Source organism: Sphingomonas sp. DMC8 (assembly GCF_056314185.1).
In genome coordinates this window covers 231,024-250,222 of record NZ_JBQUYV010000005.1, presented here as the reverse complement: position 1 = coordinate 250,222, position 19,199 = coordinate 231,024, and the positions used below count along the sequence as shown (strand labels likewise).

Annotated in this window: 26 protein-coding genes; 22 read left to right on the top strand and 4 right to left on the bottom strand. The window is 65.9% G+C overall.

The features are described from left to right. Window positions 1-54 precede the first annotated feature (54 nt). The 13 genes from motA (at window position 55) to ACT53K_RS12275 (ending at window position 9,534) form a co-directional block, all read left to right on the top strand. Entirely contained in the window at window positions 55-939 is an 885-nt protein-coding gene (gene motA / locus ACT53K_RS12335; protein WP_476228954.1) for a flagellar motor stator protein MotA, read from the top strand. Further along, complete coding sequence (locus tag ACT53K_RS12330) at window positions 914-1,234, top strand: STAS domain-containing protein (RefSeq protein WP_476228953.1); 321 nt, start codon at window positions 914-916, stop codon at window positions 1,232-1,234. The genes motA and ACT53K_RS12330 overlap by 26 nt, the downstream gene beginning before the upstream one ends. After that, window positions 1,231-1,596 (top strand): response regulator, encoded by a 366-nt coding sequence (locus ACT53K_RS12325; RefSeq protein WP_476228952.1) that lies wholly within the window; start codon window positions 1,231-1,233, stop codon window positions 1,594-1,596. Before ACT53K_RS12330 ends, ACT53K_RS12325 begins: the two co-directional genes overlap by 4 nt. Then, complete coding sequence (locus tag ACT53K_RS12320; protein WP_476228951.1) at window positions 1,593-3,821, top strand: chemotaxis protein CheA; 2,229 nt, start codon at window positions 1,593-1,595, stop codon at window positions 3,819-3,821. Before ACT53K_RS12325 ends, ACT53K_RS12320 begins: the two co-directional genes overlap by 4 nt. Further along, the gene (locus ACT53K_RS12315) at window positions 3,818-4,309 is read left to right on the top strand and encodes a chemotaxis protein CheW (RefSeq protein WP_476228950.1); all 492 of its coding nucleotides are present in this window, start codon (window positions 3,818-3,820) and stop codon (window positions 4,307-4,309) included. Before ACT53K_RS12320 ends, ACT53K_RS12315 begins: the two co-directional genes overlap by 4 nt. Beyond that, window positions 4,306-5,193 (top strand): CheR family methyltransferase, encoded by an 888-nt coding sequence (locus ACT53K_RS12310; protein WP_476228949.1) that lies wholly within the window; start codon window positions 4,306-4,308, stop codon window positions 5,191-5,193. Before ACT53K_RS12315 ends, ACT53K_RS12310 begins: the two co-directional genes overlap by 4 nt. Continuing rightward, window positions 5,193-6,236: a protein-glutamate methylesterase/protein-glutamine glutaminase gene (locus ACT53K_RS12305; protein WP_476228948.1), complete on the top strand. Its 1,044-nt coding sequence runs from the start codon at window positions 5,193-5,195 to the stop codon at window positions 6,234-6,236. Before ACT53K_RS12310 ends, ACT53K_RS12305 begins: the two co-directional genes overlap by 1 nt. Further along, the gene (locus ACT53K_RS12300; protein ID WP_476228947.1) at window positions 6,237-6,626 is read left to right on the top strand and encodes a response regulator; all 390 of its coding nucleotides are present in this window, start codon (window positions 6,237-6,239) and stop codon (window positions 6,624-6,626) included. Continuing rightward, window positions 6,626-7,150, top strand: coding sequence for a chemotaxis protein CheD (locus ACT53K_RS12295; protein WP_476228946.1), 525 nt, complete (start codon window positions 6,626-6,628; stop codon window positions 7,148-7,150). Before ACT53K_RS12300 ends, ACT53K_RS12295 begins: the two co-directional genes overlap by 1 nt. Further along, window positions 7,150-7,485: a hypothetical protein gene (locus ACT53K_RS12290; RefSeq protein WP_476228945.1), complete on the top strand. Its 336-nt coding sequence runs from the start codon at window positions 7,150-7,152 to the stop codon at window positions 7,483-7,485. The genes ACT53K_RS12295 and ACT53K_RS12290 overlap by 1 nt, the downstream gene beginning before the upstream one ends. A gap of 1 nt (window position 7,486) precedes the next feature. Then, window positions 7,487-8,335 (top strand): flagellar motor protein MotB, encoded by an 849-nt coding sequence (locus tag ACT53K_RS12285; RefSeq protein ID WP_476228944.1) that lies wholly within the window; start codon window positions 7,487-7,489, stop codon window positions 8,333-8,335. Window positions 8,336-8,342: 7 nt separating this feature from the next. Further along, window positions 8,343-8,798, top strand: a complete 456-nt coding sequence (locus ACT53K_RS12280) for a hypothetical protein (protein WP_476228943.1) — start codon at window positions 8,343-8,345, stop codon at window positions 8,796-8,798. Between the two features lie 97 nt (window positions 8,799-8,895). Beyond that, window positions 8,896-9,534 (top strand): PilZ domain-containing protein, encoded by a 639-nt coding sequence (locus ACT53K_RS12275; RefSeq protein WP_476228942.1) that lies wholly within the window; start codon window positions 8,896-8,898, stop codon window positions 9,532-9,534. A gap of 375 nt (window positions 9,535-9,909) precedes the next feature. Here the strand turns inward: ACT53K_RS12275 and fliP are convergent, their stop codons facing one another. The 3 genes from fliP to ACT53K_RS12260 are packed head-to-tail and all read right to left on the bottom strand — an operon-like array spanning window position 9,910 to window position 11,484. Then, window positions 9,910-10,656, bottom strand: coding sequence for a flagellar type III secretion system pore protein FliP (fliP, locus tag ACT53K_RS12270; protein ID WP_476228941.1), 747 nt, complete (start codon window positions 10,654-10,656; stop codon window positions 9,910-9,912). Next, on the bottom strand, window positions 10,649-11,248 hold the full coding sequence (locus tag ACT53K_RS12265) for a flagellar biosynthetic protein FliO (RefSeq protein WP_476228940.1): 600 nt from the start codon (window positions 11,246-11,248) through the stop codon (window positions 10,649-10,651). Before ACT53K_RS12265 ends, fliP begins: the two co-directional genes overlap by 8 nt. Next, window positions 11,248-11,484 carry a FliM/FliN family flagellar motor switch protein gene (locus ACT53K_RS12260; protein ID WP_476228939.1) on the bottom strand — a complete coding sequence of 79 codons (237 nt, stop codon included), beginning with the start codon at window positions 11,482-11,484 and terminating at the stop codon, window positions 11,248-11,250. Before ACT53K_RS12260 ends, ACT53K_RS12265 begins: the two co-directional genes overlap by 1 nt. 114 nt (window positions 11,485-11,598) lie before the next feature. Between ACT53K_RS12260 and flgC the strand changes: the two genes are divergently transcribed. The 9 genes from flgC (at window position 11,599) to ACT53K_RS12215 (ending at window position 18,737) form a co-directional block, all read left to right on the top strand. Further along, window positions 11,599-12,006, top strand: a complete 408-nt coding sequence (flgC, locus tag ACT53K_RS12255; protein ID WP_476228938.1) for a flagellar basal body rod protein FlgC — start codon at window positions 11,599-11,601, stop codon at window positions 12,004-12,006. Window positions 12,007-12,020: 14 nt separating this feature from the next. Beyond that, the gene (fliE, locus tag ACT53K_RS12250; protein WP_476228937.1) at window positions 12,021-12,341 is read left to right on the top strand and encodes a flagellar hook-basal body complex protein FliE; all 321 of its coding nucleotides are present in this window, start codon (window positions 12,021-12,023) and stop codon (window positions 12,339-12,341) included. Beyond that, window positions 12,341-12,604, top strand: a complete 264-nt coding sequence (locus tag ACT53K_RS12245) for a flagellar biosynthetic protein FliQ (protein WP_476228936.1) — start codon at window positions 12,341-12,343, stop codon at window positions 12,602-12,604. The genes fliE and ACT53K_RS12245 overlap by 1 nt, the downstream gene beginning before the upstream one ends. Continuing rightward, entirely contained in the window at window positions 12,601-13,359 is a 759-nt protein-coding gene (gene fliR, locus ACT53K_RS12240; RefSeq protein ID WP_476228935.1) for a flagellar biosynthetic protein FliR, read from the top strand. The genes ACT53K_RS12245 and fliR overlap by 4 nt, the downstream gene beginning before the upstream one ends. Next, window positions 13,359-14,429: a flagellar biosynthesis protein FlhB gene (gene flhB / locus ACT53K_RS12235; protein ID WP_476228934.1), complete on the top strand. Its 1,071-nt coding sequence runs from the start codon at window positions 13,359-13,361 to the stop codon at window positions 14,427-14,429. The genes fliR and flhB overlap by 1 nt, the downstream gene beginning before the upstream one ends. A gap of 113 nt (window positions 14,430-14,542) precedes the next feature. Next, a complete protein-coding gene (locus ACT53K_RS12230) occupies window positions 14,543-16,636 on the top strand; it encodes a TonB-dependent siderophore receptor (RefSeq protein ID WP_476228933.1) in 2,094 nt (697 codons plus the stop codon). 9 nt (window positions 16,637-16,645) lie between these two features. Beyond that, complete coding sequence (locus ACT53K_RS12225; RefSeq protein ID WP_476228932.1) at window positions 16,646-16,942, top strand: ketohydroxyglutarate aldolase; 297 nt, start codon at window positions 16,646-16,648, stop codon at window positions 16,940-16,942. After that, complete coding sequence (locus tag ACT53K_RS12220) at window positions 16,939-18,426, top strand: PepSY-associated TM helix domain-containing protein (RefSeq protein WP_476228931.1); 1,488 nt, start codon at window positions 16,939-16,941, stop codon at window positions 18,424-18,426. The genes ACT53K_RS12225 and ACT53K_RS12220 overlap by 4 nt, the downstream gene beginning before the upstream one ends. Continuing rightward, entirely contained in the window at window positions 18,423-18,737 is a 315-nt protein-coding gene (locus tag ACT53K_RS12215; protein ID WP_476228930.1) for a DUF3325 family protein, read from the top strand. Before ACT53K_RS12220 ends, ACT53K_RS12215 begins: the two co-directional genes overlap by 4 nt. Window positions 18,738-18,752: 15 nt before the next feature. Here the strand turns inward: ACT53K_RS12215 and ACT53K_RS12210 are convergent, their stop codons facing one another. Beyond that, entirely contained in the window at window positions 18,753-19,169 is a 417-nt protein-coding gene (locus ACT53K_RS12210; protein WP_476228929.1) for a flagellar assembly protein FliX, read from the bottom strand. Window positions 19,170-19,199 lie beyond the last annotated feature (30 nt).

Genomic DNA, 19,199 nt, shown 5'->3' with positions numbered 1-19,199 from the left:
TCCGAAACCATCCTATAATTCTGGAAAGACCCAGGGAAAGACTTTGAGCCCGTCATGCTGAACGCCGTTGGATTCATCATCATTCTTGGATGCGTGTTCGGCAGCTTCATCATGTCGGGCGGCAAGTTCGGCATCATTGCCGAAGCGCTGCCGCACGAACTGATGGCGATCGGCGGCGCAGCCGTGGGTGCCTTTATCGTCGGCAACTCGATGGCCACGGTGAAGAAGGCCGGCGGCGGGCTGATGCGCGCGTTCAAGGGGGGGCGCTGGAAAGCCAGCGACTATACCGACCTGCTGACGCTGATGTTCACGCTGCTGTCCACCTTCAAGAAGGGCGGCGCCACCGGCATCGAGCCGCATCTCGACAAGCCGGAGGAAAGCACGCTGTTCCAGCCCTATCCCCGGCTGCTCAAGGACCATCACCTGATCGAGTTCATCTGCGACTATCTGCGGATGATGACGGTGAATTTCGAGGATCCGCATCAGCTGGAATCGGCAATGGAAGCCGATATCGAGAAGCACCACCACGAAGAGGCGCATCCGCAGCATTCGCTGCAGCTGATGGCCGACGGCCTTCCCGCCATCGGCATCGTCGCCGCCGTGCTGGGCGTCATCAAGACCATGGGCTCGATCGATCAGCCTACCGAAATTCTGGGTGCCATGATCGGCGGCGCGCTGGTCGGCACCTTTCTGGGCGTGCTCCTCTCCTACTGCGTGGTGGGGCCGCTCGCATCCAAGCTGCTGGAAACGATCGACGCCGATTCCCAGCCCTTCAGCATCGTGAAGACCGCGATTGTTGCCTACGCCCAGAACCAGCCGGTGCAGGTAGCCATCGAGATCGCACGCCGCATGACGCCGTCTGCGTTCGCGCCGACCTTCCAGCAACTCGAAACTGCTCTCGACGAGGCGAAGAATGGACTCACCCCTGCCACTGCCTGAGGCCGAAATGGACGGCGTGCTTTTGCTGCCCGCCCATGGCACCACCGTCACTGCGACGGAGCTGCACACGCGGCTCGTCCAGGCGCTCGAAGGCGATGATCCGATCGAAATCGATGCCTCGCAAGTCGAGAGCGTCGGTCAGGCCGTGCTGCAGCTGCTCGTGGCTGCACGCGTCGAGGCCGAACATGCCGGCAAGCCCTTTTCCATCCTCACCCCCAGCACTGCCTTCACCCATCGCGTGACCAGTTGTCGTCTTGCGGCCGCGATCGGGATCGAAACCGGAGACGTTCAGTGACCAAGCTCATCCTTACCGTCGATGATTCCGCGAGCATGCGCATGCTCCTGAAGACGTCGCTGACCTCGCAGGGCTTTCGCATCGAAAGCGCCAATGACGGGCAGCACGGGCTGGAGCGCATGCACGAAGTGAAACCCGACCTGCTCATCACCGACATCAACATGCCGAAGATGGACGGTTTCGAGCTGATCGAAGCGGTGCGCGCCGTGCCCGAATTCAAGGGCACGCCGATCCTGGTGCTTTCGACCGAATTTTCGGACGAGAAAAAGGCGCGTGCGCGTGAAGCCGGCGCGACCGGCTGGATCACCAAGCCGTTCGAAGCCGTCAAACTGGGGGCGGCGATCCGCCGCGTCTGCCCGTGAGCGACGATTTCGACGATATCCAGGCGATCTTCTTCGAAGAATGCGCCGAGGGCCTAACGACCGCTGAGGAAGGTCTCTCCGCAATGCAAGCGGGCGACCTTTCCGCCGAGACCATCGCCGGCGTGTTCCGAGCGATCCACTCGATCAAGGGCGGCGCGGGCGCATTCGGCCATTCGGACCTGACCGCCTTCGCGCACAAGTTCGAGAATGTGCTCGACGAAGTGCGCGCCGGTAAGATCGTGCCCACCCCGGGCGTGATCCGCGTCATGCTCAGCTCGTTCGACGTGCTGTCCGACCATGTCGAGGCCGCGAAAGGCAATTGTCCGCGCCCGAACGACCAGGCCGCGCTCGACCTGCTCGAACAGGTGCTCGCCAACAAGGGCGTGCCTGATGGCGACGCGGCGCCCGCTGCGGCCGCGCCTGCTCCCGCCACTCCGGCTGCCCCCGCTACCCCGGTCGCGGCCGAGGAAGAGGACGAGTTCGGCTTCCGCCCCGTGCTGGTGTCGCTCGACGAAGTCGAAGCCGTCGCCGAGCCCGTGGCCGCCGCGCCCGCAGCAAGCAGCTGGACCATCCGGTTCAAGCCGTCGCGCGCCGCGCTGGCGAATGCCGGTGAGCCGCTGCTGACCATCCGCGAGCTCGAAGGTCTTGGCGCCGTGGTCGAGGCCGTCGAAAGGGCGGACCTGCCGGCGCTGCGCGACCTCGATCCCGAGGACAGCTATTTCACCTGGGTGCTGAGCATGCCGGGCGAAGTTGCCCAGGGCGACATCAATGACTGCTTCGACTTCGTGGCACCGGATTCGGTGATCGAAGTCACGCGCAACGAGGAAAAGGCAGCAGCGGCGCCCGCTCCCGCTGCCGAAGAGGACGAAATCCCCTTCGTGCCGGTGACGGCGCTGGTCGAAGACTTCGCCATCGAAACACCTGCGGCCCCCGCCGCACCGGCGCCTGCAGCCAATGTCGCCCCCTTCCCGACACCGGCGGCAGACCCTGCCCCGGCGGCGCCCAAGCCCGCTGACGGCAATGTCCCCGCTGCCAAGCCAGGTGGCGAAGCAGCACAGACGATCCGTGTCGATCTGGGCAAGCTGGACCTGCTGCTCAACCTGGTCGGCGAGCTGGTGATCCGCAACTCCATTCTGGCCGACCGGCTTTCGCCGGCCGATCGCCAGCGCGTGGAGTTGCCGGAACTGGCGCGGCTCACCCGGCAGATCCAGGACAATGTCATGTCGCTGCGTGCCCAGCCGATCCGGCAGGCCTTCAGCCGCGTGCCGCGCATGTTGCGCGACCTCTCGGTCGAGACAGGCAAGCAGATCCTGCTGGAGACCAGCGGTGAGACGACCGAAGTCGACAAGGGCGTGATCGAAAAGATCGGCGATCCGCTGACGCACATGATCCGCAACGCTGCCGACCATGGCCTGGAAAGCACCGAGGAACGCATTGCCGCCGGCAAGTCGCCCGAAGGTACGATCCGTCTTTCCGCCGAGCAGAAGGGTGCGCGCATCCTGGTGCGCGTGCAGGACGACGGCCGCGGCATCAACCGCGAGCGGGTACGCGCCAAGGCAGTGGAAAAGGGTATCATCCATCCGGATGCCCAGCTCACCAACGAGGAAATCGACCAGCTGATCTGCGCGCCGGGCTTCTCGACTGCCGAGAAGATCTCGAACATCTCCGGCCGCGGTGTGGGCATGGACGTGGTTCGCTCGAATGTGGAAGCCCTGGGCGGCCGCGTCGAGATCCACTCGGTTCCTGGCGAAGGCACCACCTTCACCATGATCCTGCCGCTGACGCTGGCGATCCTCGACGGCATGATCGTGCGGCTTGCCGGCCAGCGCTTCGTGCTGCCGCTGACTCATGTGCTGGAGACGATCCAGCCCGAGCCGGGCCAGGTGAAGCGTACCTCGCCGGACACCGAAGTAATCGACATGCGCGGCGAATATCTGCCCGTGAAGCGTGCGACCGAAATCTTCGGCCTGAACGACGATCGCGCAATCGAAGACTCGCTGGTGGTGATCGTCGAGAGCGAAACCTCGGGCAAGGTCGGGCTGGTGGTCGATACCATCGATGATCGCCGCGAAGTGGTGATCAAGAGCCTCGACCAGAACCTGCACCCGATCCGCGGGCTGGGCGGCGCGACCATCCTTGGCGATGGCTCGATCGCGCTGATCCTCGACATCGACGCGCTCGTTTCTTCACCCTCCCGCTACACCCCGAAAGGACTGGCCGCATGAGTACTGTAGAAACCGCGGGTGACCGCAAGATCGTCACTTTCTCGCTCGCAAAGCAGATTTTCGGGATCGACATGAGCGCGCTCATCGAAATCCGCGAATGGGACGAGCCGACCCCGCTGCCGAACGTGCCCAGCTTCATCAAGGGCGTCACCAACCTGCGCGGCAACGTGATCCCGGTCGTCGGCCTGGCCGAGCGCCTGGGCTGGGAACCGAGCGTGCTGCATGCCCGCTCGTGCATCCTGGTGGTCAACATCATGGGCAAGCAGGCCGGCTTCCTGGTCGATGAAGTCAATGACATCGTCGGCATCAACGCCGGTGAAATCCAGCCCGCGCCGGAAGTGGAAACGCTGGAAACCAGCGTGATCGCCGGGCTCGTCCGCATCGCCACGCGCGCCAAGGACGGCACGCGCGACGAAAAGGGATCGATGGTGCTGCTGCTCGACCTGGATGCGCTGAGCCTGACCAAACATCTGGATCTCGCGGCATGAGCCCCGCCGGGGGCGCCGCCGTGGCGCCCGCCGGCGTCGCGAATGGAGCGGCGGCGACGCAGGCGGCAGCGGAACTTACCCACCGCGACTTCCTCGCCATCGCCGCGATCATGCACGAGGATGCACGCATCGCGCTGAGCGAGGCGAAGACCACGCTCGTCCAGTCGCGGCTCGCGCGGCGGCTGCGCAAGTTCGGTCTCGCCCGGTTCTGCGACTATGTCGATCTGGTCCACAGCGATCCGGAAGAACGGCATGCGATGGTGGTCGCACTGACCACCAACCACACGCATTTCTTCCGCGAGCCGCACCATTTCGACCATTTTCGTGAACATGTGCTGCCGGTGCTGAAGCGCAAGCAGGGTCCGATCCGCATCTGGTCGGCCGGCTGCTCGTCCGGGGAGGAAGTCTACACGATCGCGATGTGCCTGCTCGGGCCGGACCGGTCTTCGGCCAGCTGGGTGCGCCATGCGGACGTGCGGCTGCTCGCCACCGACATTTCGCCGCCGGTGGTGGAAGCGGTGCAGCGCGGCTTTTATGCCGATCAGGCGGCAGCCGGGGTTCCCGAACCCTATCGCTCCACCTGGATGCGCCCGGCCGAAGGCGGGTTCATGATCGCGGACGAGGCACGCCAGCTCGTCACGGCGCGCGTGCTGAACCTGTTCGAAGCGTGGCCGCTCAAGGCAGCCTATGACGTGATCTTCTGCCGCAACGTGATGATTTATTTCGGCGATCCGGCGAAGGAAGAGCTTGAACAGCGCTTCGTCGAACAGCTCGCACCGGGGGGCCACCTCTATATCGGCCATTCGGAACGACTGATCGGTCCGGCAGCCACGCAAATGCGCTCCTGCGGCCACACCATCTACCAGAAACCGGAGAACCGGTGATGAAGCCAGTACGCACCCTTATCGTCGATGACAGCGCCTCGATGCGCGCGACGCTGAAGCGGATGCTTGCATCCGATCCCGAAATCGAAGTCGTCGGCATGGCGCCCGAGCCATTCGCCGCGCGCGAGATGATCAAGACGCTCAACCCCGACGTATTGACGCTCGACGTGGAAATGCCGGGCATGGATGGTCTTTCGTTCCTCGAACGGATCATGCGGCTGCGGCCGATGCCGGTGGTGATGTGCTCGACACTCACCGCGCGCGGTGCCGAAGTCACGATCGAGGCGCTGCGTCTCGGCGCGGTCGATTATGTCACCAAGCCGAGCGGCACGCCGGAAGATATTGAACGCGACGCCCAGCTGCTGTGCGACAAGGTGAAGGCCGCCGCAAGATCGGTGGCCCGCGCCGGGCCGCAGCGCCTGCCCGCCCAGCCCAGCACCGGCGGCGGTTCTGCGGGTGGCCAGGTCATCGCGATCGGATCGTCGACCGGCGGCGTCGAGGCGCTGTTCTCGCTGCTGCCGACCCTGCCCGAGGATTGCCCCCCGGTTCTAATCGTCCAGCACATGCCGGCGACCTTCACCCGCAGCTTTGCGAGCCGGCTCGACTCCGAATGCCGCATGAAAGTCGTGGAAGCGACCGATGGCGATCAGGTGCAGCGTGGAACCGTCTATATTGCTCCTGGAGGGGAGCGACACATGGAGCTGTCAGGCGGGGCCAACGGCCGCATCCGGCTGCTGCCGGGCGATCCGGTAACCGGCCACCGCCCGTCGGTCGATGTATTGTTCCATTCGGTGGCCAAACTCGGTCGATCGGGGGTCGGCGTGATCCTGACCGGCATGGGCAGCGACGGCGCACACGGGCTGCTGGCGATGCGCCAGGCCGGTGCCCGCACGCTGGGCCAGAGCCGCGAAACCTGCGTCGTGTGGGGCATGCCCCGCGCGGCACAGGAGGTCGGTGCGGTGGAGAAGGAAGTCGGTTTGTCCGCGATGCCGGAGGCAATCCTGAAGGCGTGTCGCGAAACGAGTAAAGTTGGGAGCGTCTAAATGCCCGCTGCATCACAGATCAAGGTCATGGTCGTTGACGATCAGACCAGCATGCGCGCCATGATCCGACGCGCACTGCAGGATCTTGGCTTCAAGGATGTGCGCGACAAGCCGAGTGCGGTCGAGGCGCTTTCTTCGGTCAAGAGCGACCGCGTGCATCTGATCATCTCCGACTACAACATGCCCGACATGGACGGGCTGCAGTTCCTGGAGGCGGTGCGCGCGGACCCGGTGATCGGCAAGACGGTGTTCATCATGCTCACCGGATCGGCCGACCGCGAGGTCGTGCAGAAAGCGGCGGCGCTGGGCGTCAACAATTACGTCGTGAAACCCTTCGCGCCGGCGGCGCTGAAGGAAAAGATCGAACGTGTTTTCGGTGAGCTCACCTGATGCGCAGAGTATCCATCGTCCAGGGCGAAAATGCCGTCATCGCCGAACCGCACGTCGTCGTCTCGACGCTGCTGGGAAGCTGCGTGGCTGCGTGCCTGTACGACCCCGTCGCCAAGGTCGGCGGCATGAACCATTTCCTGCTCGGCGAGCCCGGTGCCGACCACAAGGTCTCGGGTTCGGACATGGCCCGCTACGGCGTGCATGCGATGGAACTGCTGATCAACGGCATGATGGCCAAGGGCGCATCGCGCTCACGGCTGCAGGCGCATCTGTACGGTGGCGCCAACATCATCTCGGGACTGGGGGGGATCGGCTCGTCCAACGCTGCCTTTGCCCGCCGGTTCATGGAGACCGAAGGTATCTCGATCGCGCATTGCGACCTGGGCGGGACGCTGGCCCGCAAGGTGGAATTCCTGCCCCATGAGGGCAAGAGCCGCTGCACCAAGGTTGCCGAGCGCGTGCCCGAACGTCCGGTGGCACCGCCGCCGCTGCCCGCCGCTGGCGGAGAGTTGGAGCTGTTCTGATGTCGTGCCTTCCGCTGTCTTCCGGTTCCGGTGCCCCCCAGCCCGTCCCCGGCTACGATCCGTTCTCGACCGTGCTCCACGCCGTGATGGCACGCGAGATCCGCGAGATCCGCGAAAAGCTGGAGGGACTGGCGGAAGTGCTGGTCGGTGACGAGTATTTCTGCACGTCCTATCTCGAGCAGCTGCAGTCGTTCGACTATCTGATCCAGCATTCGGACGAATGCGTGAACCTGCTGGAGCGGATCGCGAACGGCGAAGATTCGCTGTCGGCGATCAGCCATGTCCGCCTGGGCGCAGTGCAGGAACGCCTGCGTTCGGCGCTGGGAACCGCCTGACATGGCAAGCGGGGGGAACAACCACCGGCCGATCATCGTCAAGAAGGTCAAGAAGGTCGCGGGCGGCCACCATGGCGGTGCCTGGAAGGTCGCCTATGCCGACTTCGTGACGGCGATGATGGCGTTCTTCATGCTGCTGTGGCTGATCGCCAATCCGGACAAGGATCGGCTGAAGGGCCTGGCCAAATATTTCTCCCCGACCATTGCAGACAGCGCCCCCGCCACCCCGGTCAGCAATACCGCGCCGGGCGCCGGCGGGCCCACGCGCCGCTCCGAAGCCGATCCCAGCCCCGCCAAGGGCCAGCCGACCTTTCAGGCGGCGACGGCGGGCAGCGCGCGCGGCGGCACCGCCGATGTGCCGGCGACGATGCGCGTGCTCGCCTCCGAACTGCAGGTGGCGCTCGACGCGACGCCGCAGAGCCAGGGCAAGAAGAGCACCGATATCCAGGCCGATCGCCAGGGCCTGCGCATCACGCTGATGGACACCGACCAGCAATCGATGTTCAAATCGGGCACCGCCGAAATGAATCCCTATGCGCGTGCGCTGCTGGCGCGGGTCGCCGGCAAGATCGCCCATAGCGGCGCGCAGATCGCGATCGAGGGCCATACCGATGGCGCCGGCGGGCAGAGCGATGCCAACTGGCTGCTTTCCGGGCAACGCGCGCTTGCCGCCCGTTCGGCACTGATCGCCGGTGGCGTCACGCCCGATCGCTTTGCCGAAGTCGTGGCGATGGGCGCCACCAAGCCGGTGTATCCCGACCAACCAAGTCGCCCGGAGAATCGTCGCATCAGCATCGTGCTGAAGGGCGAGACGTCGGCCCTGCCCACCGATTCCAGCTTCAAGTTCTGAGCGCGTCGTGAAGAAGATCCTCTTCCTCGTCATCGTCCTTCTGCTCGGCCTGGGCCTGGGCGGCGGTGCCGCGTTCGGGACCATGCAGCTGCTCGGCATCGGCGCAGGCCCGGCCAAGGCGAAAACCGAAGCGGACGCCGAAGACAAGAAGCCGCTGAAGTTCGTGCCAACAGGCAAGATCCTGACGCCGCTCGTCTATCCGGACGGGCACCTGGCCGGCTATGCCAATTTCGAGATCCAGCTCCAGGTGGAAGAGTCCAAGGCCGACTTCGTCGGCGCCCGGATGCCGCTGCTGCTTCACGCCATCAACATGCGGACCTACCGCACGCCGATGACCGCCGGTCCGGACGGGATGCTCCCCAATCTCGATACCTTCCGCACCGTGGTAGAAGGCGCTGCGGCCGAAGCTTTCGGCAAGGATGTCGTGCACAAGGTCGCGGTGACGGCAGCAACGCCCGCCTGATCACCCGGATAAATACGGTGGCGCACGCTGCGCCGCTGCATCTTTCTATAAAGATAAATGGGGCAACAGGCCTCGCCATTCGTCCGGGAGACTTGTCGTGCGTACAGCAGAGTCCGATACGTCCTTCTCCGCACCTGCGGGCAACTGGGCGGAACGCGCGCCGCGAACGGTAACGACCCTGCTGGTCGGCAAGCTGACCGCCAATGGCAACAGCGAATATCTGTGCCGCGTCCGCAACTTGTCCGCCTCTGGCATGATGATCGAGGCACAGCATCCACTGGGCTACGGCCAATGGGTGGCGGTCGAGCTGCGCGACGGCCAGCGCCTGCAGGGCAACATCGTCTGGTCGAGCGATGGCCGCGCCGGCGTGCAGTTCGCAATGCCGATCGACGTGGAGGAAGTGCTGGCCGTCGCCAAAGGCTCCTCGCCCAGCGCAAGGCTGCACAAGGCAGTGCCGCGGGCGCCGCGTTTCACCGTCGATTGCCCCGCACGCCTGGCCTGCAAGGGCGTGCCGATTGCGGCCCGGGTCGAGAATATCTCGCAAAGCGGCGCGCGGCTGCGCCTTTCCGGCCAGCCCGATCTGGATCAGGTGATGACCGTCACCATCCCCGGCCTGCCGCCGCGCGCCTGCGCGATCCGCTGGCACCGCGACGATGTCGCCGGCATCGCCTTTATCGACATGATCCCCTATGCCGAACTGGCCGCCTGGCTCGGCAGCCAGGGCGTCGCACACTAGGACCGGCGGCCGGTCATAGGACCGGCTTGGCGCGTCGCTTCCCGCGAGGAAGGGGCAGCCGCGCTTGGCGGCTCCCTCGCAATTCCAGTTCCCCCTGCTCTCAGCAGGGCTATCGTATTTGCCGCCTTCGCTCCCCTCCCTGCAAAGGGAGGGGCCGGGGGTGGGTGCGCGCGTCTGCGCGCGCCAAAAGACTCTGCGCCTCGCTGACCGCGAGTCCCGCCGCCTGACGGCGGCGGACCCACCCCTACCCCCTCCCTTGCAGGGAGGGGAATCCATGCGTTCGCGGCTTCATTCGCCAAATGCGATTGCCCGCACTGCGGGCGGCGAGCGGCGTCAAACGCGACACCCAGCCCGCCCCGCAGGGCCGCGCGGCCCCTACCCGCCCGTCGCGAAGCTCTTCACCAGCGAGCCCGCGACCAGCGCCCAGCCATCGACCAGCACGAAGAAGATGATCTTCATCGGCAGCGATATCGATGCCGGCGGCAGCATCATCATGCCCATCGCCATCAGCACCGCAGAGACCGCCATGTCGATCACCAGGAACGGCAGCAGCAGCAGGAAGCCGATCTCGAAGGCGCGGCGCAGTTCGGAGATCATGAACGCGGGCGCCAGCGTGCCCAGCGGCGTTTCGGCGCGCGTCGCGATCTTCTTGCCGCCCATGTCGGCGAACAGTTTCAGGTCGCTGTCGCGCACCTGGCCCAGCATGAACTGGCGGAAGGGCTCGGCCGTGCGGTCGAACGCCTGCGCCTCGGTCAGCTTGCCCTTGGTGTAAGGGTCGACGCCTTCGTTCCACGCCTTCTCGAAGGTCGGCGCCATCACGAAGAAGCTGAGGAACATCGCGAGGCTGATGATCACCGGGTTGGGCGGCACGCCCTGCGCACCGAGGCCCGTGCGCAGCAGCGAAAGTGCCACCACCATGCGGGTGAAGCTGGTAACCGTCATCAACAGGCCCGGCGCCAGGCTCAGCACCGTCAGCATCACGACCAGCTGGATCGCGCGTGCCGACAGCGGCCCGTTGCCGCCCAGATTGATGGTCGTGCCGCCGGGCGCTGCTGCCTGGGCATGCGCCGCAAGCGGCAGCATCACCAGCAGCAGTGCAGCGGCAACCAGCGCTTTACGCATCGAGCGCCTCGCGCAGGGCACGCTTGTTCCAGCGCGTGGTATTGCGCGGCGCGCGGGTGCGCTTGGCCTCCGCACGCGGCTTGGGCGCCGGCATCGGATCAATGTCGTTCGCCGCGACCAGTGCAAAGGCGGGCGCCGCCGCCTCGACGATCACCGCTTCCGGCGCAGCCTCTTCGGGCTCGGCCGGCTTTTCGGGGCGGATGCGGTCCACCATCGCGCGGAAATCGAGCTTGCCGGCAAGCTTGCCCATGCCGGCCTTCAGCGCGGCGAAATCATCCTCGACCTTGGCGGGCACCGGCGGCGCAGCCTCGGGCTCCGGGGCAGCCGGCGCGGCGATGCCGGTTTCCAGCGTCGCATGGCCTTCGGGGCCGATCAGGATCAGATGTTCACAGCCGTCGCGGCGGATCAGCGCGACCGAACGCTTGGCGTCCACCGCCAGCCGCTCGACAAGCTCGACACGGCGGCGGCCGGTGCCGGAAACGCGGCCCGGCAGCTTCAGGTCATAGCGGCGCACCGTCCACAGCGCGCCCGCCAGCATACCCAGCACCAGGCCCAGCGCACCCAAAGTGCGCAGCATCGACAGCAGGTCCATCAGTGACGCGACTTCTTTACGAGTTCAGAAATTTCGAGCGACATCACTTCGCCGTCGACCAGAATGCGGCCCTTGGCGACGAGCTCGCCGTTCACATAGACAAGGCTGGGATCGTCCTGCCCGCAATCGAGCGGGATCATCGCGCCGCGGCTCATCTGCAGGATCTGCCGGATGGGCAGATCGGCAGAGCCGAGCACCACCGACATCTCGATCGTAATTCCCTCGAGTACCGACATAGGTCTCCCTTTCTTTAAGACTTATAGGAACCTTTTTTCCGCCCCCGCGGCCCGGCCCGGCAAAAATTGCCTACAATGGGAAAAGACGGCCGCGTTGGCCGCGGAGGGACCAGCATGGATTTGGATTCGTCGCTGAGCGTTTCGGCGTCGGGCCTGCGCGCCCAGTCGCTGCGCATGCGCGTGATTGCGGAAAATCTGGCAAACCAGGATTCGGTGTCGGACACGCCGGGCGGCAATCCCTATCGCCGCCGCGTCGCCAGCTTCACCGCAGAATTGGACCGCGCCACTGGCGGCACCGGTGTGAAGGTGAAGTCGATCGAGACCGACAAGTCCGATTTCGTCCGCGTCTATCAGCCGGGTCATCCGGCGGCGGACGCCCAGGGTTATCTGCTGAAGCCCAATGTCAACGGGCTGATCGAAACCGCCGACATGAAGGCGGCGCAGCGCAGCTATGAAGCCAATCTCAACGCCATCGAAGCGGCCAAGAGCCTGACGATGCGCACCATCGACCTGCTCAAATAAGGGGATAGCACGCCATGTCCATCGGGGCTCTCGACGCAACTTCCGCCTATGGCCGGGTCGCCCGCGTCGGCGGCAGCATCGGCAAGACCGGCGCAACCGACAGCAGCGGCGAAAGCGGCGGCGGGTTCGGCGCGATGGTCGAAAATCTCGTAACCAGCACCGCCGACCAGATGCGCACCGCAGAGGCAGCGTCTGCCAAGCAGGTCGCCGGCAAGGGCGACCTGATCGATGTCGTCACCGCGATCGGCGCGGCCGAAACCGCGCTCGACACCATGGTGGCGGTGCGCGACCGCGTGGTCGGCGCCTATACCGACATTATGCGCATGCAGATCTGATGAGCGCCGGCGAGCTCATCACCCTGACCGAGGCAGCGCTGATGCTGATCCTCACGATCGTGGGTCCGCTGTTGCTGACCTCGCTGGTCGTGGGCGTGTTCATCGGCCTGCTCCAGGCGCTGACGCAGATCCAGGAAACCACCCTTACCTTCGTGCCGAAGCTGGTTGCGATGGGGCTGGTGTTCCTGCTGATGCTGCCGACGATCGGCCAGGCGCTGAGCAAGTTCATGGCGACGATCAGCGACCTGATCATTCACGGATGATCATTCCCCCCGATCTCGAGCTGACCGTCGCGGCGTTCTTCATCCTGTTCGCCCGGGTGGGCGCCGTGCTGATGCTGCTGCCGGTTTTCGGCGAAGATGCGATCCCCGGCCGTATCCGGCTGATGATCGCCTTTGCCATGTCGGCGGCGCTCTATGGCCTGATCGGCACTCCCGCACGTGCCGCTGTAGAGGCCGGCGCGATCCTGCCCGCGGTGCTTCTGAGCGAGCTGGTGACGGGGCTGGCGATCGGCATGATCGTCAAGATCCTGTTCTTCGCCATTTCCATGGCCGGATCGATCGTCAGCATGCAGATCGGCCTTTCCTCCGCGGTGATGTTCGACCCCTCGCAGGCCAGCCAGACGCCGGTGCTGTCGAAGCTGGTCGGCATCGTCGCGGCGCTGGCCTGTATGGCGATGCAGGTCCATCATCTCTGGATCGGCGCGATCATCCACAGCTATCAGAGCTTTCCGATCGGCGGGCTCCCGCCGATGCATGATTTCGCCCAGCTGGCGGTTGCGGCCGTGGGCCGATCGATGACGCTCGGCATCAGCCTGGCCGCGCCGTTCCTCGTCTATGGCATCGTCTTCAACGTCGCCCTGGGGCTAGCCGCGCGGATTTCGCCGGCGATCCAGGTGTTCTTCATCGCGCAGCCGCTCAACCTGCTGCTCGGCATCGCCCTGGCGGCCGCGACGATCGGCACGATGCTCACTGTCTTCACCCAGTCGATGGGCGATGCGATGCAGAGTAGCTGGTAATGGCCGACGGCGGCGATCAGGAAGACAAGACACAGGAACCGACCGAGAAGAAACTCTCGGACGCCCGCGAACGTGGCGAAGTGCCGATGGCCCCCGAAATGCGCCACGCCGCGATGTTTGTCGCGGCGCTGGTGGTGATGGGCGGGCTCGGCACCTACACCATCCAGCGGATGGCGACGCTGTTCGTCCGGCTATGGGGCAGCGCCGACGATTTCCGGCTGACGCCCGAAGGCGGGCAGGATTTCGCCACCGGCTTTCTGCAGGCTGCCGCGCTGGCGCTGGCGCCGATCCTGAGCGCGCTGTTCGGCTTCGCGCTGCTCGGCGGCGTGCTGCAGGGCCGGCCGATGATCGCCTGGAGCCGCATCGCGCCCAAATGGTCGAAGCTCAATCCGGTCAGCGGCGCCAAGCGGATGTTCGGCAAACAGTCGCTGGTCGAATTCGGCAAGACGCTCGCCAAGCTGTGCGCGGTATGCTGGATCGCGGCGGTGGTCGCCTGGCCGCATATGGCGGGGCTCGACCGGCTGGTCGGCGCCGATCTGATCGCCACCGGCGGCGCGACGAGCGAGATCGTTCACGCCATGCTCCGCCCGATCGCCACGCTGGTCGGCGCGCTCGCGCTGTTCGACTTCGTCTGGCAGCGCCGCGCCTTCATGCAGAAGATGCGGATGAGCCTTCAGGAAGTGAAGGACGAATACAAGCAAAGCGAAGGCGACCCCAAGATCAAGGGCAAGATCCGCAGCATGCAGATGCAGCGGGCGAAGAGCCGGATGATGGCCAATGTGCCCAAGGCCAGCGTCGTCATCACCAACCCGACCCACTATGCCGTCGCGCTTCAGTACGACCATGGCGCCATGGCGGCACCGGTCGTGGTCGCCAAGGGCGTCGACGCGCTGGCGCTGAAGATCCGCGAGATCGCCACCGCCAACAACATTCCGCTGGTGGAAAACCGGCCGCTCGCCCGTGCGCTATATGCCAGCGCGGAAATCGACCATCCGATCCCGGTGGAACATTATGCCGCGGTCGCGGAGGTCATCAGCTACATCCTGCGCATCGCCCGCAACCGCCGCTGATTACCGCCGCGCGCGACGCCGCAAGGCACCACAAGTGATAATGAGATTGACTCGCAATATCGCATTCGTCTACGGCCACTCCCCACAAGCAAAAGCAAAGGGAAACCGCAGACATGCACCTGTCGCCGCGCGCCGCGCTGCTCGCCACCGCTCTCCTTCTCCTTCCCTGCCCGGCCTGGGCCGGTCCGGGTAACGACAGCTCGAGCGACGACCAGCAGCAAACCGAAGTGGTGGTAACAGGCGTTGCGGCGCAGCAGACCAAGAGCGCAACCGGACTGTCGCTGAGCCCGCGAGAGACTCCGCAGTCGATCACGATAGTCGACCAGCAGCGCATCCGCGATTTCGCACTTACCAACATCAACGACCTGCTCGACCAGACGGTGGGCATCAATGTCGAGCGCGTGGAGACGGACCGCACCTATTATAATTCCCGCGGCTTCGACATCACCAGCTTCCAGGTCGACGGAATTGGCCTGCCGTTTCCCTACGGCATCCAATATGGCGACCTCGACACCGCGCTGTTCGAGCGGGTGGAGGCGATCCGCGGCGCCAATGCATTGATGACCGGGGTGGGCAACCCGTCGGCCACGATCAACTATGTCCGCAAGCGCCCGACCGACACGCTGCAAGCGACCGCCACGGCGCAGGCCGGCTCGTGGAATCGCTGGCGCGGCGAGGCGGATCTTTCGGTGCCGGTGACAGACACGTTCGCCGTCCGCGCAATCTACGCGCATGAGAGCCGCGACAGCCATCTCGACTATAACCACGTCAACCGCAACGTGTACGGCCTTATCGCCACATGGAAAGTGACGCCGCAGCTCTCCGCCACGGTCGGCTACAGCCGCCAGGACAACGACGCCGACGGCGTGCTATGGGGCGCGCTACCGCTCACCTACGCCGACGGCAGCCGCATCCCCTATGCGCGCTCGGCGACCACCTCGGCACCGTGGACCTATTGGGACACGACCGACCAACGCGCCTTCGGGGAACTCGCCTACGATCTCGGCAAGGGCTGGCAGGCCAAAGGTGTTTTCACCTATGCCAACAACAAGCAGCAGGCGCGGCTGCTCTACGCTTTCGGCGCACCGAACAAGGCAACCGGGCTCGGCATCGCGGGCCAGGTCGACGCCTATCCGTCCGAAACCGACCAGTATCTCGGCGACCTTACCGCATCGGGGCCGCTCCACCTGTTCGGCCGCGAGCATCAGCTGGCCTTCGGCGTTTCGACCGGCCGGCTCGACAACCGCCAATGGCAGGGCCGGGGTAACAAACTCGTCGTCTATCCGGCGGTACCAAACCTCGGCGCCAGCGTGATCGCCGATCCGGGAACGGGGCCGCTCACGCTCGAGGCGAACAGCCGGCTCGACGTAACCCGCGTCTATGGCGCGGCGCATCTGAACATCACCGATGAATTGAAGGCGGTGGTCGGCGCCAGCGCGACGTGGCTCAAGGCTGCCGGAATCTCCTACGGCGCGAACCTGTACCGCAAGAACGGCGACGTCAGCCCCTATGCCGGCTTCACCTATGATCTCACGTCGAACCTCTCCTTCTATGCAAGCTATACCAGCATCTTCAATCCGCAGGACGAATCGGACGTGCGCGGCCGCCGGCTCGATCCGATCACCGGCAGCAGCATTGAAGGCGGGCTGAAGAGCGAGTGGTTCGGCGGCCGGCTCTATGCCACCGCATCGCTGTTCCGCGCCAGGCAGAAGAACCTGGCAACCGTGGCAGGACAGTTTGGGCCGGGCGATCCGGGCCAGCAGGGCACCAACTATTATCGGGGCCTCGACACCACCTCGCGCGGCTTCGAGATCGAGCTGGGCGGCAAGGTGACCGACAACTGGACGATCAGCGGCGGCTACACCGGGCTCGAGATCGAGGACAACGCCGGCAAGGCCGCGCGCGTATTCGTGCCCACCAAGAGCCTCAAGCTCGCCACCACCTATGCCGTTCCCGAACTGCGCGACCTCAAACTCGGCGCCCAGCTGCGCTGGCAGAACAAGGTCCACAGCCCCGACTTCACCGTGACCCAGAATGACTATGCCGTGCTCGACCTGATGGGCAGCATTCGCCTGGTCGATCACGTCCGCGCCGCGATCAACGTCCGCAACGTGACCGACAGCACCTATCTGGGCAGCCTCATGTGGGGCCAAGCCTATTATGCCGCGCCGCGCAGCGTGCTCGGCAGTCTCACCTTCACCTACTGAGGCGAAACGATGGGCACGCCGCGTCGTTCTGGCTGGCGCTATCGGTCGAACATCGCGATCCGCGTGGTGGCCGGCAGCCTTGGGGCCTATCTCGTTGCCGCGTGCTTCGCGGCAGCGGCGGCCCGCACGCTGCCGATGGCCCGTATCGACGCGGTCGTGCCGGCGACGATGCTGGCGCTGGTCGTGGCGCCGGTCGTGACGATCTGGGCGTTCCTTGCACCCGGCCCGTTGCGCGCGCTGGGCGGCGTGGTTGCCGCCGCCGGCGCGCTGGCACTGATCGCCCGGGCTGCGGGGGCACCGGTATGAGCGCCGTACGCGACGGCGCGCGGCAGGTAATGGCGTGGTTGCACGGCTGGACCGGCCTGCTGCTGGGCTGGGTGCTGTTTCTCGTCTGCCTTGGGGGCACCCTCAGCGTGTTCAAGCCGGAGATCGGCCGCTGGATGCGCCCGGAATCGACCGCCACCACCGATCGCGCAACTGCGCTCGGCGCCGCCGGGCGCTGGCTGTCGCAGGCGGCGCCGCGATCGGCAGGCTGGTATCTGGTCCTGCCCAACGCGCGGATGAACACGGTGGAGGCGACCTACGATCCCGGCACCGGCTTCGTCTATCGCGCGCTCGATCCCGTCACCGGCGCACCCGTCCCGCGGGAGACGCTGGGCGGCGAATTCTTCTACCGGCTACATTTCGAACTGCAGCTTCCCTTCCCTTGGGGGCGGCTGCTCGCCTCGATGGCGGCGATGATCCTGCTGCTGGGGCTCATCACCGGGATCATCGCGCATCGCCGTATTTTCAAGGACTTCTTCACCTTCCGCCCAGCAAAGGGACAACGTTCCTGGCTCGATGGTCACAACGCGCTGGGCGTGCTCGCGCTGCCCTTTCACCTGATGATAAGCTTCACCGGGCTGCTGACTCTTGCCTCGCTCGCCATGCCCTGGGCGATCGCCGCCAATTACGGCAGCGATTTCGCCGGCATGGGCAAGGAGTTCACACCGGGCGTCGTAAATCGCCCAGCCGTCGGCCGCCCCGCCCCGCTCGCCCCGATGGCACCGATGCTGCGCGAAGCCGAACACCGCTGGGGCGGTGCGCCGGTCGGGCGGGTGACGGTCGCCCACCCCGGCGATGCCGCCGCCGTCGTCACCCTGTTCCGCGCCGACACCGCCCAGATCGCCTATACGCCGGCGGAAATCAGCTTCGACGGCCCCACCGGCAAGCTGCTGGCCGAATGGCGTGAAACGCGCCCGGCGCTGCAGACCTATGCCGTCGCCTATGGCCTGCACCTTGCGCGCTTCGCCCCGCTGCTGACGCGGTGGTTCTATTTCCTGGGCGGCGCCATGCTGACCATGGCGGTGGCGAGCGGCATGGTGCTTTGGATCGTGAAGCGACGCGAACGCGCACCACTGAACTGGGGTAACCGGCTGGTCGAGCGGCTCAATGCCGGCGTGCTGACCGGCCTGCCGATCGGCTGCGCCGCTTATCTGCTCGCCAATCTGGCGTTGCCGCCGGGCGTGGCGCACCGGGCAGAGACGGAAGTGTCGCTCGCCTGCTGGACGGCGGGCATCGCGATCCTGGCCGGGCTTGCCCTGCCGCCGCGACGTAGCTGGCCGATGCTGACCGGCGTGCTGGCGCTCGCCTGCCTGCTGGCCGGCAGCATTGGGGGCCGGTTCGCCGATGCGGTACAGGCGGGAGTGAGCCTCGTACTGTTGGCAGCCGGCCTGGCTTTTACTGCCTTGGCCTGGCGGCAATGCCGTCCCGCCTCCGCGCCCCGCCGCGCCCGGGCACGGCCAGCATGATTGCGGCGGGTCTTGCCCTGATCGGCTTCTTCGCGATCGCCGCCGGTATGGAACGCCATGCAAAGGCGTTGCTCGGCCGCTGGCGGTCCGCCGGCATCTGCGCCCACTTGCCGTACCTTGGCGGCGGGATGCTCGCCGCATCGCTGGCGGCCGCGCTGTTTCGGCCGGACTGGCCGGTGGCGCTGGTCGGCTGGTTCGGCATGTTGCCGCTGGCGGCGGGGTTGATGCTGATCGGCCTGAGCTATGACGTGCGGATCGCACGCGCCGCGGCGGTGTTGGGCCTGTTGCTGGTGGTTGCCGGCCTGCGCTGAGCGGTTGGGTGGCGCTCAGGCCTGGACGTCGAACTTCGCCAGTTCCACCCGCACGCGCAGGTCGATTTCGGAGAGGATCGAGGCGAGCACCGGATCGTCCGGCTTTTCGTAGCTCTGCGACCATTCCAGGATTTCCTGCAGCCGCCCGACGCTCGGCGCCCCGGCCACCAGTTCCTTGTGCAGCCGGTCGAGCGCGTCGATACCGCGTTCGGCATCTTTCGCCAGCTTGCGGCGGCGCTCGACGGCGGGATTGGTCGCGGCGATCGCCACCAGCAACTGCACGGTCGGCACCGGCGTGGTGCCCGGACCGGCGAGCGGATGCGGCACCGGCGCGGGCGGTTCCTCGCCCATTACCGGGAAGCCGGACACGGACTTTGGCAACGCCGCCAGCAGGTTGCGTGCCATCATCGGGGTCAGGCTGTCGATCCGCACGAATTCAGTCCTCAGGAACCATGCTGCTCC

What these genes read in the sequence shown, in the direction of transcription:
- ACT53K_RS12225 (WP_476228932.1), top strand. Translation starts at nt 16,646, where the DNA reads ATGGGCACGCCGCGTCGTTCTGGCTGGCGCTATCGGTCGAACATCGCG.
- ACT53K_RS12215 (WP_476228930.1), top strand. Translation starts at nt 18,423, where the DNA reads ATGATTGCGGCGGGTCTTGCCCTGATCGGCTTCTTCGCGATCGCCGCC.
- ACT53K_RS12220 (WP_476228931.1), top strand. Translation starts at nt 16,939, where the DNA reads ATGAGCGCCGTACGCGACGGCGCGCGGCAGGTAATGGCGTGGTTGCAC.
- ACT53K_RS12330 (WP_476228953.1), top strand. Translation starts at nt 914, where the DNA reads ATGGACTCACCCCTGCCACTGCCTGAGGCCGAAATGGACGGCGTGCTT.
- ACT53K_RS12300 (WP_476228947.1), top strand. Translation starts at nt 6,237, where the DNA reads ATGCCCGCTGCATCACAGATCAAGGTCATGGTCGTTGACGATCAGACC.
- fliP (WP_476228941.1), bottom strand. Translation starts at nt 10,656, where the DNA reads ATGCGTAAAGCGCTGGTTGCCGCTGCACTGCTGCTGGTGATGCTGCCG.
- ACT53K_RS12295 (WP_476228946.1), top strand. Translation starts at nt 6,626, where the DNA reads ATGCGCAGAGTATCCATCGTCCAGGGCGAAAATGCCGTCATCGCCGAA.
- fliR (WP_476228935.1), top strand. Translation starts at nt 12,601, where the DNA reads ATGATCATTCCCCCCGATCTCGAGCTGACCGTCGCGGCGTTCTTCATC.
- ACT53K_RS12305 (WP_476228948.1), top strand. Translation starts at nt 5,193, where the DNA reads ATGAAGCCAGTACGCACCCTTATCGTCGATGACAGCGCCTCGATGCGC.
- ACT53K_RS12285 (WP_476228944.1), top strand. Translation starts at nt 7,487, where the DNA reads ATGGCAAGCGGGGGGAACAACCACCGGCCGATCATCGTCAAGAAGGTC.
- fliE (WP_476228937.1), top strand. Translation starts at nt 12,021, where the DNA reads ATGTCCATCGGGGCTCTCGACGCAACTTCCGCCTATGGCCGGGTCGCC.
- ACT53K_RS12260 (WP_476228939.1), bottom strand. Translation starts at nt 11,484, where the DNA reads ATGTCGGTACTCGAGGGAATTACGATCGAGATGTCGGTGGTGCTCGGC.
- ACT53K_RS12290 (WP_476228945.1), top strand. Translation starts at nt 7,150, where the DNA reads ATGTCGTGCCTTCCGCTGTCTTCCGGTTCCGGTGCCCCCCAGCCCGTC.
- ACT53K_RS12230 (WP_476228933.1), top strand. Translation starts at nt 14,543, where the DNA reads ATGCACCTGTCGCCGCGCGCCGCGCTGCTCGCCACCGCTCTCCTTCTC.
- ACT53K_RS12315 (WP_476228950.1), top strand. Translation starts at nt 3,818, where the DNA reads ATGAGTACTGTAGAAACCGCGGGTGACCGCAAGATCGTCACTTTCTCG.
- ACT53K_RS12310 (WP_476228949.1), top strand. Translation starts at nt 4,306, where the DNA reads ATGAGCCCCGCCGGGGGCGCCGCCGTGGCGCCCGCCGGCGTCGCGAAT.
- flgC (WP_476228938.1), top strand. Translation starts at nt 11,599, where the DNA reads ATGGATTTGGATTCGTCGCTGAGCGTTTCGGCGTCGGGCCTGCGCGCC.
- motA (WP_476228954.1), top strand. Translation starts at nt 55, where the DNA reads ATGCTGAACGCCGTTGGATTCATCATCATTCTTGGATGCGTGTTCGGC.
- flhB (WP_476228934.1), top strand. Translation starts at nt 13,359, where the DNA reads ATGGCCGACGGCGGCGATCAGGAAGACAAGACACAGGAACCGACCGAG.
- ACT53K_RS12245 (WP_476228936.1), top strand. Translation starts at nt 12,341, where the DNA reads ATGAGCGCCGGCGAGCTCATCACCCTGACCGAGGCAGCGCTGATGCTG.
- ACT53K_RS12265 (WP_476228940.1), bottom strand. Translation starts at nt 11,248, where the DNA reads ATGGACCTGCTGTCGATGCTGCGCACTTTGGGTGCGCTGGGCCTGGTG.